Source organism: Burkholderia sp. NRF60-BP8 (assembly GCF_001522585.2).
In the GTDB taxonomy this organism is placed as follows: Bacteria; Pseudomonadota; Gammaproteobacteria; order Burkholderiales; family Burkholderiaceae; genus Burkholderia.
In genome coordinates this window covers 2,145,490-2,159,990 of sequence record NZ_CP013373.1, presented here as the reverse complement: position 1 = coordinate 2,159,990, position 14,501 = coordinate 2,145,490, and the positions used below count along the sequence as shown (strand labels likewise).

Annotated in this window: 12 protein-coding genes; 11 read left to right on the top strand and 1 reads right to left on the bottom strand. The window is 66.0% G+C overall.

Annotated features, from left to right (window positions below; genetic code table 11):
- Nucleotides 1–4: 4 nt before the first annotated feature.
- From WS54_RS23450 to WS54_RS23405, 10 genes are all read left to right on the top strand, one after another.
- A complete protein-coding gene (locus tag WS54_RS23450; RefSeq protein ID WP_034207660.1) occupies nucleotides 5–1,201 on the top strand; it encodes a 1-deoxy-D-xylulose-5-phosphate reductoisomerase in 1,197 nt (398 codons plus the stop codon).
- Between the two features lie 11 nt (nucleotides 1,202–1,212).
- A complete protein-coding gene (gene rseP, locus WS54_RS23445; protein WP_059780850.1) occupies nucleotides 1,213–2,586 on the top strand; it encodes an RIP metalloprotease RseP in 1,374 nt (457 codons plus the stop codon).
- 61 nt (nucleotides 2,587–2,647) lie between these two features.
- Nucleotides 2,648–4,957, top strand: a complete 2,310-nt coding sequence (gene bamA / locus WS54_RS23440) for an outer membrane protein assembly factor BamA (protein ID WP_006478499.1) — start codon at nucleotides 2,648–2,650, stop codon at nucleotides 4,955–4,957.
- 64 nt (nucleotides 4,958–5,021) lie between these two features.
- Nucleotides 5,022–5,519, top strand: a complete 498-nt coding sequence (locus WS54_RS23435; protein ID WP_034207658.1) for an OmpH family outer membrane protein — start codon at nucleotides 5,022–5,024, stop codon at nucleotides 5,517–5,519.
- Between the two features lie 16 nt (nucleotides 5,520–5,535).
- Nucleotides 5,536–6,615, top strand: coding sequence for a UDP-3-O-(3-hydroxymyristoyl)glucosamine N-acyltransferase (gene lpxD / locus WS54_RS23430; RefSeq protein WP_059780851.1), 1,080 nt, complete (start codon nucleotides 5,536–5,538; stop codon nucleotides 6,613–6,615).
- A 129-nt stretch (nucleotides 6,616–6,744) separates the two neighbouring features.
- Nucleotides 6,745–7,212 carry a 3-hydroxyacyl-ACP dehydratase FabZ gene (gene fabZ / locus WS54_RS23425; protein WP_006495559.1) on the top strand — a complete coding sequence of 156 codons (468 nt, stop codon included), beginning with the start codon at nucleotides 6,745–6,747 and terminating at the stop codon, nucleotides 7,210–7,212.
- Nucleotides 7,213–7,279: 67 nt separating this feature from the next.
- Nucleotides 7,280–8,068, top strand: coding sequence for an acyl-ACP--UDP-N-acetylglucosamine O-acyltransferase (gene lpxA / locus WS54_RS23420; protein ID WP_059780852.1), 789 nt, complete (start codon nucleotides 7,280–7,282; stop codon nucleotides 8,066–8,068).
- Between the two features lie 3 nt (nucleotides 8,069–8,071).
- Nucleotides 8,072–9,241 carry a lipid-A-disaccharide synthase gene (gene lpxB, locus WS54_RS23415; protein WP_059780853.1) on the top strand — a complete coding sequence of 390 codons (1,170 nt, stop codon included), beginning with the start codon at nucleotides 8,072–8,074 and terminating at the stop codon, nucleotides 9,239–9,241.
- Nucleotides 9,238–9,882, top strand: coding sequence for a ribonuclease HII (rnhB, locus tag WS54_RS23410; RefSeq protein WP_034207654.1), 645 nt, complete (start codon nucleotides 9,238–9,240; stop codon nucleotides 9,880–9,882). The genes lpxB and rnhB overlap by 4 nt, the downstream gene beginning before the upstream one ends.
- Nucleotides 9,879–10,661 (top strand): TrmH family RNA methyltransferase, encoded by a 783-nt coding sequence (locus tag WS54_RS23405; RefSeq protein ID WP_059780854.1) that lies wholly within the window; start codon nucleotides 9,879–9,881, stop codon nucleotides 10,659–10,661. The genes rnhB and WS54_RS23405 overlap by 4 nt, the downstream gene beginning before the upstream one ends.
- A 102-nt stretch (nucleotides 10,662–10,763) precedes the next feature.
- On the opposite strand, the gene ppsR is transcribed toward WS54_RS23405, so the two are convergent.
- Nucleotides 10,764–11,579, bottom strand: a complete 816-nt coding sequence (gene ppsR / locus WS54_RS23400; RefSeq protein WP_034207652.1) for a posphoenolpyruvate synthetase regulatory kinase/phosphorylase PpsR — start codon at nucleotides 11,577–11,579, stop codon at nucleotides 10,764–10,766.
- Between the two features lie 376 nt (nucleotides 11,580–11,955).
- Here ppsR and ppsA point away from each other — a divergent pair, with 376 nt between their 5' ends.
- Entirely contained in the window at nucleotides 11,956–14,355 is a 2,400-nt protein-coding gene (ppsA, locus tag WS54_RS23390; RefSeq protein WP_034207651.1) for a phosphoenolpyruvate synthase, read from the top strand.
- Nucleotides 14,356–14,501 lie beyond the last annotated feature (146 nt).

The window sequence follows — 14,501 nt, the reverse complement described above, 5'->3', positions numbered from 1 at the left end:
TGTTATGCAAAAACGTCTGACATTGCTCGGTTCCACGGGCTCGATCGGAGACAGCACGCTCGATGTGGTCGCGCGCCATCCCGAGCGCTTCTCGGTCTATGCGCTGACCGCGCACCGCAACGGCGACAAGCTCGTCGAGCAGTGTCTGCGCTTCGCGCCTGAAGTGGCGGTGGTCGGCGATGCCGCGACGGCCGCGCACGTCGACGCGAAACTGCGCGCGGCGGGCAGCAAGACGATCGTGCTGCACGGGCCGCAGGCGCTCGTCGACGTGTCGAAGAGCGACGGTTGCGACACGGTGGTCGCGGCGATCGTCGGCGCGGCCGGCCTCGCGCCGAGCCTGGCGGCCGCACGCGCCGGCAAGCGGATCCTGCTCGCGAACAAGGAAGCGCTCGTGATGTCGGGCGCGATCTTCATGGATGCCGTGCGCGACCATGGCGCGATCCTGCTGCCGGTCGACAGCGAACACAACGCGATCTTCCAGTGCATGCCGCGCGATGCGGCCGAACACGGCGGGATCTCGAAGATCATCCTGACCGCGTCGGGCGGCCCGTTCCGCACGCGCGAGCCGGCCACGCTCGTCGACGTGACGCCGGACGAGGCGTGCAAGCACCCGAACTGGGTGATGGGCCGCAAGATCTCGGTCGATTCCGCGACGATGATGAACAAGGGCCTCGAGGTGATCGAGGCGCACTGGATCTTCGGGCTGCCGGGCGACCGGATCGACGTGCTGATCCATCCGCAGAGCGTGATCCATTCGCTCGTGTCGTACCGCGACGGCTCGGTGCTCGCGCAGCTCGGCAACCCCGACATGCGCACGCCGATCGCACACGCGCTCGCCTTCCCCGAGCGCGTTGACGCGGGCGTCGACCAGCTCGACCTCGCGCAGATCGCCCAGTTGTCGTTCGAGAAGCCCGATTACGCGCGCTTCCCGTGCCTCGCGCTCGCGCTGAAGGCACTCGAGGAAGGCGGTATCGCGAGCGCCGCATTGAACGCGGCGAACGAAGTGGCGGTCGAAGCATTTCTCGAGCGCCGGATCGGCTTCATGGCGATCGCGGCGACGGTCGACGCGGTGCTCAACGCGCTGCCGAACCGCGCGCCCGACGGGCTCGACGACGTCCTCGCGGCGGATGCCGAGGCCCGCCGCCTCGCGGCCGCGATCATTGCAAAAGCGCCTGCGCCACGCGTGGAGCGTACGGTCTGAATGAGGTGCTCATGAACGTGCTGGTCGAACTGGTCGCGTTTGCGGTGGCGATCGGGGTGCTGGTCGTCGTGCATGAGTACGGACATTATCGCGTCGCGCGCTGGTGCGGCGTGAAGGTGCTGCGTTTCTCGATCGGCTTCGGCCAGCCCGTCGCGCGCTGGGTCGGCCGCAGGACGGGCACCGAGTGGACGCTGTCCGCGCTGCCGCTCGGCGGCTACGTGAAGATGCTCGACGAGCGCGATCCGGGCCCGGGCGGCATTCCGCCCGACGAGCTCGGCCAGGCATTCAATCGCCAGTCGGTCTACAAGCGCATCGCGATCGTCGCGGCCGGGCCGATTGCGAACTTCCTGCTGGCAATCGCGCTGTTCTCCGCCGTATTCGCCACCGGCGTGACCGAGCCGGCCGCGATCGTCGCGCCGCCCGCCGCCGGCACGGCGGCGGCCCGCGCGGGCTTCGACGGCAGCGAGACGGTCGTGTCGATCCGCGACGCGCAGGGCGGCGAGTCCGAACCGGTGCGATCGTGGTCGGACCTGCGCTGGAAGCTGCTGTCGGCCGCGTTCGACCATCGCGAGGTCGTGCTCGGCGCGCGCGACGGCAATGCGACGTTCGATTTCCGCGTCGACCTGCGCAACGTGCCCGACAGCCAGCTCGACGACGACTTCATGGCTCATCTGGGCTTCGAGGCCGGCGGCGGCGCGTTGTCGGTCGCGTCGGTGCAGCCGGGTAGCGCGGCGGAGCAGGCCGGCCTGAAGGTCGGCGACAAGCTGGTCGCGCTCGACGGCAAGCCGCTCGGCGGCGCGGCGCGCTTCATCGATACGGTGAAGCACCACGCGGGCCAGCCGCTCGACCTGCAGATCGAGCGCAACGGCGCCGCGCAGACGGTGTCGATCGTGCCGCAGATGCAGCGCGACGACGAATCCGGGCAGCAGGTCGGCCGGATCGGCGCGGCGCTGTCGATGCACGCGCCGTCGGTGGACGTGCGCTACGGGCCGATCGAGAGCCTGCGGCTCGGCGCGCACCGCACGTGGGACATCTCCGTGTATTCGCTGAAGATGTTCGGGCGGATGATCACGGGTAACGCGTCGCTGAAGAACCTGTCCGGCCCGGTGACGATCGCCGACTACGCAGGCAAGAGCGCGCGGCTCGGCCCGTCGGCGTTCCTGTCGTTCCTCGCCCTTGTCAGCATTAGCCTTGGCGTCCTGAACTTGTTGCCGATTCCCGTTTTGGACGGGGGGCATCTGTTATATTATGCGGTTGAAGCCGCGACCGGGAAAGCCGTCTCGGAGCGTTGGCAGCTGATTCTGCAAAGAGCCGGGTTGATCTGCATCGTCGCATTGTCGGCGATCGCGCTGTTCAACGATTTGGCTCGGTTAATCCATTTCTGAAGCGTCAGGCGGCGGCCGCGGGTCAGCCGCCCGATTTGATGCAGCTAAATATTGGGGATGCATGTTGTTCAAACCTCATCGCTTTGTACCTAAGACAGTTGCAGCGGCCGCGCTCGCCGCGCACGGCCTCGCGGCGCATGCAGCGGCACCGTTCGTGGTGCAAGACATCAAGATCGAGGGGCTGCAGCGCGTCGAAGCGGGTTCGGTGTTCGCCTATCTGCCGATCAAGCAGGGCGATACCTTCACGGACGACAAGGCATCCGAAGCAATCCGCGCGTTGTACGCGACGGGCTTTTTCAACGACGTTCGCATCGCCACGCAAGGCAACGTCGTGATCGTGCAGGTGCAGGAGCGGCCGGCCATCGCGTCGATCGACTTCACCGGCACGAAGGAATTCGACAAGGACAACCTGACGAAGGCGCTGCGCGCGGTCGGCCTCGCCGACGGCCGCTACTACGACAAGGCGCTCGTCGACAAGGCGGAGCAGGAGCTCAAGCGCCAGTACCTGACGCGCGGCTTCTATGCGGCCGAGGTCAAGACGACGATCACGCCGGTCGACGCGAACCGCGTGTCGATCCTGTTCGCGGTCGCCGAAGGCCCGAGCGCCAAGATCCGGCAGATCAACTTCATCGGCAACAAGGCGTTCAGCACCAGCACGCTGCGCGACGAGATGCAGCTGTCGACGCCGAACTGGTTCTCCTGGTACACGAAGAACGACCTGTACTCGAAGGAGAAGCTCACGGGCGACCTCGAGGCCGTGCGCTCGTACTACCTGAACCGCGGCTACCTCGAGTTCAACATCGAGTCGACCCAGGTGTCGATCTCGCCGGACAAGAAGGACATGTACCTGACGGTCACGCTGCACGAAGGCGAGCCGTACACGGTGTCGGGCATCAAGCTGTCGGGCAACCTGCTCGATCGCGAGGCCGAACTCAACAAGCTGATCAAGATCAAGCCGGGCGACCGCTTCTCCGCCGAAAAGCTGCAGCAGACCACCAAGTCGATCGTCGACAAGCTCGGCGAATACGGCTACGCATTCGCGACCGTCAATGCGCAGCCGGACATCGACCAGGCGAACCACAAGGTGAACCTGAACCTCGTCGTCGACCCGAGCCGCCGTGTGTACGTGCGCCGCATCAACGTGGTCGGCAACACGCGCACGCGCGACGAAGTGGTGCGCCGCGAAATGCGCCAGCTCGAAAGCTCGTGGTTCGACTCGAACCGCCTCGCGCTGTCGAAGGACCGCGTGAACCGTCTCGGCTACTTCACCAACGTCGACGTGACGACGGTGCCGGTGGAAGGCACGAACGACCAGGTCGACGTGAACGTGAAGGTCGACGAAAAGCCGACCGGCGCGATCACGCTGGGCGCCGGCTTCTCGTCGACGGACAAGGTCGTGCTGTCGGCCGGCGTGTCGCAGGACAACGTGTTCGGTTCGGGCACGAGCCTGTCGGTGAACGTCAACACCGCGAAGAGCTACCGTACGCTGACCGTCACGCAGGTCGACCCGTACTTCACGGTCGACGGCATCAAGCGGATCACGGACGTCTTCTACCGCACGTACCAGCCGCTCTACTATTCGACGAGCTCGAGCTTCCGGATCATCAGCGCGGGCGGCAACCTGAAGTTCGGCATTCCGTTCTCGGAAGTCGATACCGTCTACTTCGGCGCGGGCTTCGAGCAGAACCGCCTCGACGTCGATTCGAACACGCCGCAGAGCTACCAGGATTACGTGAACGAGTTCGGCCGCGTGTCGAACACGGTGCCGCTGACGGTGGCGTGGTCGCGCGATGCGCGCGACAGCGCGCTGATTCCGAGCCGCGGCTACTTCACGCAGGCGAACATGGAGTACGGCGTGCCGGTCGGCAAGATCCAGTACTACAAGGCCGACCTGCAGGCGCAATACTACTATTCGTTCTCGCGCGGCTTCATCCTGGGCCTGAACCTGCAGGGCGGGTACGGTAACGGTATCGGCAACCCGTACCCGATCTTCAAGAACTACTACGCGGGCGGTATCGGCTCCGTGCGCGGCTACGAGCCGAGCTCGCTGGGCCCGCGCGATACGAAGACGAACGACCCGATCGGCGGTTCGAAGATGCTGGTCGGCAACATCGAGCTGACGTTCCCGCTGCCGGGCACGGGTTACGACCGCACGCTGCGCGTGTTCACGTTCCTCGACGGCGGTAACGTGTGGGGCAATGCGCCGGGCGGCACGAGTACGGGCGCCAACGGCCTGCGCTACGGCTACGGCGTGGGTCTCGCGTGGATCTCGCCGATCGGCCCGCTGAAGCTGAGCCTCGGCTTCCCGCTGCAGAAGCATGAAGGCGACCAGTACCAGAAATTCCAGTTCCAGATCGGGACGGCGTTCTGACCGAACGCATGACAACAGCAACGAGAGGGTAATTTTGCTAACCGGTAAGTTTTCGAAACGAGTGATGTGCGCGCTGACCGTTGCGCTGGCCCTGGGCGCGGCGACGGTGCACGCACAGGACGTCGCCCGCATCGCGGCGGTCAATTCGGATCGGATCCTGCGCGAGTCGGCGCCCGCCAAGGCGGCGCAGACGAAGCTCGAAGCCGAGTTCGCGAAGCGTGACAAGGATCTGCAGGATCTCGCGGCACGTCTGAAGTCGATGTCCGATTCGCTCGACAAGAACGGCACGTCGTTGTCGGCGGCCGATCGCGCGCAGAAGCAGCGCGATCTCGCGCAGCTCGACACCGACTTCCAGCGCAAGCAGCGCGAGTTCCGCGAAGACCTGAACCAGCGTCGCAACGAAGAGCTGGCTGCCGTGCTGGAAAAGGCGAACAAGGTCATCAAGCAGATCGCCGAGCAGCAGAATTACGACCTGATCGTGCAGGAAGCCGTGTACGTCAGCCCGCGCATCGACATCACCGACAAGGTGCTCAAGGCGCTCGCGTCCGGCTCGGCGAACTGAACGGAGCAGACGACGAATGGCATTGACGCTCGAGGAACTCGTAAAGCGGTTCGGCGGCGAGATCGCCGGCGACGCACAGTGCACGGTCGGCGGCCTCGCGCCGCTCGACCAGGCAGGCCCTCAGCAACTCGCGTTTCTCGCGAACCCGAAGTACCTGTCGCAGGTCGAGACGACCCGCGCCGGCGCGGTGCTGATCGCGCCGAAGGATCTCGAAAAGCTGGGCGCGGCCGCCACCGGTCGCAACTTCATCGTGACGCCGAATCCGTACGCGTACTTCGCGCGCGTCGCGCAGATGTTCATCGATCTCGCCACGCCGCCGCGTGCGGCCGGCGTGCATCCGAGCGCGACGATCGATCCGGCCGCGCAGGTCGCCGCGACCGCGGTGATCGGCCCGCACGTGACGGTCGAAGCCGGCGCGGTGATCGAAGACGGCGTGCAACTCGACGCGAACGTGTTCGTCGGTCGCGGCACGACGATCGGCGCCGGCTCGCATATCTATCCGAACGCATCGGTGTACCACGGCTGCAGGATCGGGCCGCGCGCGATCATCCACGCGGGCGCCGTGATCGGCTCGGACGGCTTCGGCTTCGCGCCGGATTTCGTCGGCGACGGCGACGCGCGCACCGGCAGCTGGGTCAAGATCCCGCAGGTCGGCGGCGTGACGATCGGCCCGGACGTCGAAATCGGCGCGAACACGACGATCGACCGCGGCGCGATGGCGGATACCGTCATCGAGGAATGCGTGAAGATCGACAACCAGGTGCAGATCGGCCACAACTGCCGGATCGGCGCGTACACGGTGATCGCCGGCAGCGCCGGCATCGCGGGCAGCACGACGATCGGCCGCCACTGCATGATCGGCGGCGCGGCGGGGATCGCCGGCCACGTGACGCTCGGCGACTATGTCATCATCACCGCGAAGTCGGGCGTATCGAAATCGCTGCCGAAGGCCGGCATCTATACCAGCGCATTCCCGGCCGTCGACCACGGCGAATGGAACAAGAGCGCCGCGCTCGTGCGCAACCTCGACAAGCTGCGCGAGCGCATCAAGGCGCTCGAAGCCGCGCTCGCCGCCCAGGGCGGCGCCCACGCCTGAGCCCATCATGCGAGACCACGAACCGGGCACGGCCAGCGCAACCGGCCCGGTTCGTCAGACTGGGCCGCACGGCGGCCCGCTTCAGCCTTTGCATCACCACCGCGCAGCCTCTGCGTGAGACGAACCATCATGAGCACTGAAAAAATCAATCTCGACATCCACAAGATCCTCACGCTGCTGCCGCATCGCTACCCGATTCTGCTCGTCGACCGCGTGCTCGAACTCGAACCGCACAAAGGGATCAAAGCGCTGAAGAACGTGTCGATCAACGAGCCGTTCTTCCAGGGGCACTTCCCGAAGCGGCCGGTGATGCCGGGCGTGCTGATCCTCGAGGCGCTCGCCCAGGCCGCGGCGCTGCTGACGTTCGCGGAAGAGCAGCCGAAGGATCCGGAGAACACGCTGTATTACTTCGTCGGGATCGACGGTGCCCGCTTCAAGCGCGTGGTCGAACCGGGCGACCAGCTGATCCTGAACGTGACGTTCGAGCGCTACATCCGCGGCATCTGGAAATTCAAGGCGGTGGCGGAAGTGGACGGCAAGGTGGCGGCGGAAGCCGAACTGATGTGCACGGTCAAGACGGCCGACGCGGCGCCCTGAGCGACGCGGCACGCATGGATAACGTAACGCGAGCAACGCGACACATCATATCGAGAGGCAACGGCGCATGACCAGGATTCATCCTACCGCGATCGTCGAGCCGGGCGCGCAGATCGACGAATCGGTCGAGATCGGCCCGTACGCGATCGTCGGCCCGCACGTCACGATCGGCGCGCGCACGACGATCGGCTCGCACAGCGTGATCGAAGGCCATACGACGCTCGGCGAGGACAACCGCATCGGCCATTACGCGTCGGTCGGCGGCCGTCCGCAGGACATGAAGTACAAGGACGAGCCGACCCGGCTCGTGATCGGCAACCGCAACACGATCCGCGAATTCACGACGATCCACACGGGCACCGTGCAGGACGTCGGCGTGACGACGCTCGGCGACGACAACTGGATCATGGCCTATGTGCACATCGGCCACGACTGCCGCGTCGGCAACAACGTGATCCTGTCGAGCAACGCGCAGATGGCCGGCCACGTCGAGATCGGCGACTTCGCGATCGTCGGCGGCATGTCGGGCGTGCATCAGTTCGTGCGCATCGGCGCGCATTCGATGCTGGGCGGCGCGTCGGCGCTCGTGCAGGACATTCCGCCGTTCGTGATCGCGGCGGGCAACAAGGCCGAGCCGCACGGGATCAACGTCGAAGGGCTGCGCCGGCGCGGTTTCTCGGCCGACGCGATCTCGGCGCTGCGCAGCGCGTACCGCGTGCTGTACAAGAACAGCCTGTCGCTGGAGGAAGCGAAAGTGCAACTGCGCGAACTCGCGCAAGCGGGTGGCGACGGTGATGCGCCGGTGAAGGCGCTCGTCGAGTTCATCGACGCGTCGCAACGCGGCATCATCCGCTAAGCGATGCCGCTCCCGACCAATCAGCTGCGGCTCGCGATGGTGGCCGGCGAGCCGTCGGGCGACCTGCTCGCGGCGTCGCTGCTCGGCGGCCTGCGCGAGCGGCTGCCCGAATCGGCCCAGTATTACGGGATCGGCGGGCAGCGCATGATCGCGCACGGCTTCGACTCGCACTGGCAGATGGACAAGCTGACCGTGCGCGGCTACGTCGAGGCGCTGGGTCAGATTCCCGAGATCCTGCGGATTCGCGGCGAACTGAAGCGCCAGTTGCTCGCCGAACGGCCGGATGCGTTCATCGGCGTCGACGCGCCCGATTTCAACTTCAACGTCGAGCAGGCCGCGCGCGACGCGGGCATCCCGTCGATCCACTTCGTGTGCCCGTCGATCTGGGCGTGGCGCGGCGGCCGGATCAAGAAGATCGCGAAGTCCGTCGACCACATGCTGTGCCTGTTCCCGTTCGAACCGGCGATTCTCGACAAGGCCGGCGTCGCATCGACCTACGTCGGCCATCCGCTCGCCGACGACATTCCGCTCGAACCCGACACGCACGGCGCGCGCATCGCGCTGGGCCTGCCGGCCGACGGCCCGGTGATCGCGGTGCTGCCGGGCAGCCGGCGCTCGGAGATCGCGCTGATCGGCCCGACGTTCTTCGCGGCGATGGCGTTGATGCAGCAGCGCGAGCCCGGCGTGCGGTTCGTGATGCCGGCGGCGACGCCCGCGCTGCGCGAGCTGCTGCAGCCGCTCGTCGACGCGCACCCGCAGCTCGCGCTGACGATCACCGACGGCCGCTCGCAGGTCGCGATGACGGCCGCTGACGCGATCCTCGTGAAAAGCGGCACCGTCACGCTGGAAGCCGCGCTGCTGAAGAAGCCGATGGTGATCTCGTACAAGGTGCCCTGGCTGACCGGGCAGATCATGCGCCGGCAGGGCTACCTGCCGTATGTCGGCTTGCCGAACATCCTGGCGGGGCGTTTCGTCGTGCCCGAGCTGCTGCAGCATTTCGCGACGCCCGAGGCGCTCGCCGACGCGACGCTCACGCAGCTGCGCGACGATGCGAACCGCCGCACGCTGACCGAAGTGTTTACCGAAATGCATCTTTCGCTGCGGCAGAACACGGCCGCGAAGGCGGCCGAGGCCGTCGTGCGCGTGATCGAGCAACGCAAGGGGCGCGCATGACCGCCGTCCGTGCACCGCGCCGCCGCGCGTCGAGCGACGTGCAGGGCGGTTTCGATTTCAGCCGCCCGGACGAGATCGTCTGCGGCGTCGACGAAGCCGGCCGCGGCCCGCTCGCGGGGCCGGTGGTGGCTGCCGCGGTGATTCTCGATCCGGCGCGGCCAATCGACGGGCTCGACGATTCGAAAGTGCTGTCCGCGAAGAAGCGCGACATGCTGTACGACCTGATCGTCGAGCGTTCGCACGCATACTGCGTCGCGTCGGCGAGCGTCGACGAAATCGATACGCTGAACATCCTGCACGCGACGATGCTCGCGATGAAGCGGGCCGTCGAAGGGCTGTCGGTGCTGCCGACGCTCGCGCAGATCGACGGCAACCGTTGCCCGACGCTGAACGTGCGCGCCGAGGCGATCGTCAGCGGCGACGCGCTCGTGCCGAGCATCTCGGCCGCATCGATCCTCGCGAAGGTCACGCGCGACCGGATGCTGGTCGATCTGCACGAACGCTTTCCGGTGTACGGCTTCGACGTCCATGCGGGCTACGGCACCGCGAAACATCTTGCCGCATTGCGCGAGCACGGCCCGTGCGAAGCGCATCGGCGCTCGTTCGCGCCCGTGCGTGCGGCGCTCGATCTGATTCGATGAAAAGCATTACTTCCCGCGACAACCCGCTGTACAAGCGCCTGAAGGCGCTCGCGGGTTCGACGGCCCATCAGCGCCGCAGCGGCCAGGCGCTGCTCGAAGGTTTCCATCTGGCGAGCGCATACCTCGACACGGGGGCGACGCCCGAGCTGTGCGTCACGACCGAAGGCGCGCTCGGCCACGCCGACGCGCAAGCGATCGTCGCGCGTATCGACGCGCAGCGGATTGTCACGCTGCCGGACGCGCTGTTCGGGCAACTGTCGAACGTCGTCAACGGCGTCGGCTTCCTGCTGCTGGTCGACCGGCCGGCGCAACCGCTGCCCGAACGCGTGACGGATACGGCGGTCGTGCTCGACGGCGTGCAGGATGCGGGCAACGTCGGTTCGATCCTGCGCAGCGCGGCGGCGGCCGGCGTGCGTCACGTGTTCTGCGCGCCGGGGACGGCCCATGCGTGGTCGTCAAAGGTGCTGCGTTCGGGCATGGGCGCGCATTTCCTGCTGTCGATCCATGAGGATATCGACGCGGCGGCGCTGGCCGAACGCCTCGACGTACCGGTCGCGTTGACCGACTCGCATGGCGCGCAGGCGGTCTACGACTGCGATCTGTCGGGGCCCGTTGCATGGGTGTTCGGCAACGAAGGTGCCGGCGTGTCGGCATTCTGGCGCGACGCGGCCACGCATCGCGTGACGATTCCGCAGCCGGGCGGGATGGAGTCGCTGAACGTTGCGGCGGCGGCGGCGGTGTGCCTGTTCGAGCAGGTGCGGCAGCAGCGGCCCGCGTGACGCCGCACGCGCGTATTTGCCGTCAAACGAAACGAGGCCGCGTTCGACGCGGCCTTTTTGCTGTTGGCGGCGGCCTCGCGGCCGCGCCGGCGGGGTGGGCCGTCAGTACGACTGCCGGTCGAGGCGGATTTCCTGCAGGATCGTCGTCGCGATTTCCTCGATCGACTTGTGCGTCGACGACAGCCACTTGATCCCTTCGCGGCGCATCATCGCCTCGGCCTCGTTGATCTCGTAGCGGCAGTTCTCGGGCGCCGCGTACTTGCTGCCCGGCCGGCGCTCGTTGCGGATCTCCGACAGGCGCTGCGGGTCGATCGACAGCCCGAACAGCTTGTCGCTGTACGGCGACAGCGCCGACGGCAGCTTGCCGCGTTCGAAATCCTCCGGAATCAGCGGATAGTTGGCGGCCTTCACGCCGTACTGCATCGCGAGGTACAGGCTCGTCGGCGTCTTGCCGCTGCGCGACACGCCGACGAGGATCACGTCGGCCTCCGACAGGTTGCGGTTCGACTGGCCGTCGTCGTGCGCGAGCGAGAAGTTGATCGCCTCGATCCGCGTCTTGTATTCCTCGGTGTCCGCATTCTGGTGGCCACGGCCCATCGCGTGACTCGACTTGAGTTCCAGTTCCTGCTCGAGCGGTTCGACGAAGCGCTGGAACATGTCGAGCACGAGCGCGTTCGAGCGCTTGACGATGTCGTTCGACTCGCTGTCGACGAGCGTCGTGAACACGATCGCGCGACGGCCGTCGTGCACGGCGGCCTCGTTGATCTTCTCGACGGTCGCATAGGCCTTGTCGAGCGAGTCGACGAACGGCACGCGCACGAGGCGGAATTTCTGGTCGAACTGGGAAAGGATCGAATGCGCGAAGGTTTCGGCAGTGATCCCGGTGCCGTCGGAGACGATGAATACGGTAGGCAGCATGAATCTGGACGTCGAGCGTGAAGGGCAGTTGCGCGGGCGGCTGGAGGCGAGCCTCCAGACCCAGTGACAAGGTCGCGCCACATCCGGCAGCCGGCACGGTAGAATAGCGGCAACCTGTTGGATAAGCAATTGCGGGGGCAGGGCGCGAACGGCGCTCGGTGGCTGGGCCGCGCGATTCCCGAATTCCCGGCAAGTCTGGCGATTTGTCTGAAAATATCGCCCTTCTGCCGGGATTTTTGCAAATCGGGTCGGAAGATTTCCGCCGCTGCGAGTGTTTATCTAACAGGTTGCGCAAGACGCGCCGCGCCTTTTTGCAAGCGCCCGCGTTCGAGCCCACTTGCGCGATCGAGCATTTTTTTCACACTTAGGGGCTTGTATGACTAACGCAGCAAACGTCGCAAAGGACCAGGCGTATGTAATTCCGTTCGAGCAGTTGCGGATGACCGATGTGGAGATCGTGGGCGGCAAGAATGCGTCGCTCGGCGAGATGATCAGCCAGCTTTCCGAAGCAGGCGTTCGCGTCCCCACCGGTTTCGCCACGACCGCGCTCGCATTCCGCGATTTCCTCAAGCACAACGACCTGACCGACCGGATCGCCAAGCGTCTCGAGTCGCTCGATATCGACGACGTGAAGGCGCTCGCCGAAGCCGGCGCCGAAATCCGCAAGTGGATCGTCGACGCGCCGCTGCAGCCGCGCCTCGAGCAGGAAATTCGCGCGCAGTTCGAAGTGCTGAAGAACGGCTCGCCGAGCGAACTGTCGTTCGCCGTGCGCTCGTCCGCGACCGCGGAAGACCTGCCCGATGCATCGTTCGCCGGCCAGCAGGAGTCGTATCTGAACGTCGTCGGCATCGACGACGTGCTCGACCGCATGAAGCACGTGTTCGCGTCGCTGTACAACGACCGCGCGATCTCGTACCGCGTGCACAAGGGCTTCACGCACGCCGAAGTCGCGCTGTCGGCCGGTGTGCAGCGCATGGTCCGCTCGGACGTCGGCGCCGCCGGCGTGATGTTCACGATCGACACCGAATCGGGCTTCAAGGACGCCGTGTTCATCACGTCGAGCTACGGTCTGGGCGAAACCGTCGTGCAGGGCGCGGTGAACCCGGACGAGTTCTACGTGTTCAAGACGACGCTCGCGCAGGACAAGTACCCGATCATCCGCCGTTCGATCGGCTCGAAGCTGATCAAGATGGAATTCACGCAGCCGGGCGAGCCGGGCCGCGTGAAGACGGTCGACGTGCCGCACGAGCAGCGCAACCGCTACTCGATCACCGACGACGACGTGATCGAGCTCGCGAAGTACGCGGTGATCATCGAGAAGCACTACCAGCGTCCGATGGACATCGAGTGGGGCAAGGACGGCCGCGACGGCAAGATCTTCATCCTGCAGGCGCGTCCGGAAACGGTGAAGAGCCAGGCAACCGGCAAGGCCGAGCAGCGCTTCAAGCTGAAGGGCCAGTCGCAGGTGCTGGCGACGGGGCGTGCGATCGGCCAGAAGATCGGCGCGGGCCCCGTGCGCGTGATCCAGGATCCGTCGGAAATGGAACGCGTGCAGCCGGGCGACGTGCTGGTGGCCGACATGACCGACCCGAACTGGGAACCGGTGATGAAACGTGCAGCGGCGATCGTCACGAACCGCGGCGGCCGCACCTGCCACGCGGCGATCATCGCGCGCGAACTCGGCGTGCCGGCCGTCGTCGGCTGCGGCGATGCGACCGACATCCTGAAGGACGGCGCGCTCGTCACCGTATCGTGCGCGGAAGGCGACGAAGGCAAGATCTACGACGGGCTGCTCGAGACGGAAGTCACGGAAGTGCAGCGCGGCGAACTGCCGGAAATCCCGGTCAAGATCATGATGAACGTCGGCAACCCGCAGCTCGCGTTCGACTTCTCGCAACTGCCGAACGCCGGCGTGGGCCTCGCGCGTCTCGAGTTCATCATCAACAACAACATCGGCGTTCACCCGAAGGCGATTCTCGAGTACCCGAACATCGACCAGGACCTGAAGAAGGCGGTCGAGAGCGTGGCGCGCGGCCATGCGTCGCCGCGTCAGTTCTACGTCGACAAGCTGACGGAAGGCGTTGCGACGATCGCGGCGGCGTTCTATCCGAAGCCCGTGATCGTGCGTCTGTCCGACTTCAAGTCGAACGAGTACAAGAAGCTGATCGGCGGTTCGCGTTACGAGCCGGACGAGGAAAACCCGATGCTGGGCTTCCGCGGCGCGTCGCGCTACATCGCCGACGATTTCGCGCAGGCGTTCGAGATGGAATGCCGTGCACTGAAGCGCGTGCGCGACGAGATGGGCCTGACCAACGTCGAGATCATGGTGCCGTTCGTGCGGACCGTGAAGCAGGCGGAGCGCGTCGTCGGCCTGCTCGAGAAGTTCGGGCTGAAGCGCGGCGAAAACGGCCTGCGCCTCGTGATGATGTGCGAAGTCCCGACCAACGCGATCCTCGCCGAAGAGTTCCTGGAACACTTCGACGGCTTCTCGATCGGCTCGAACGACCTCACGCAGCTCACGCTCGGCCTCGACCGCGATTCGGGCATGGAACTGCTGGCAGTCGACTTCGACGAGCGCGACCCGGCCGTCAAGTTCCTGCTCAAGCGTGCGATCGATACTTGCCGCAAGATGGGCAAGTACGTCGGTATCTGCGGCCAGGGCCCGTCCGATCACCCGGACTTCGCGCAATGGCTGACCGACGAAGGCATCGTGTCGATCTCGCTGAACCCCGACACGATCATCGATACGTGGCAGGCGCTCGCCAACCGGAAGTAACGGTCGGTCATGCAACTTCGGCGAAAGTGCGGTCCGCCGCGCTTTCGTTGAAGGCAAAATGCAAGGTTCGTGCTATAAACACCCCGGTAAGCACCGGGGTGTTTTTTTTCGTCGGTACGCGTGGGCCATCTCAAGCGCACCGGCCG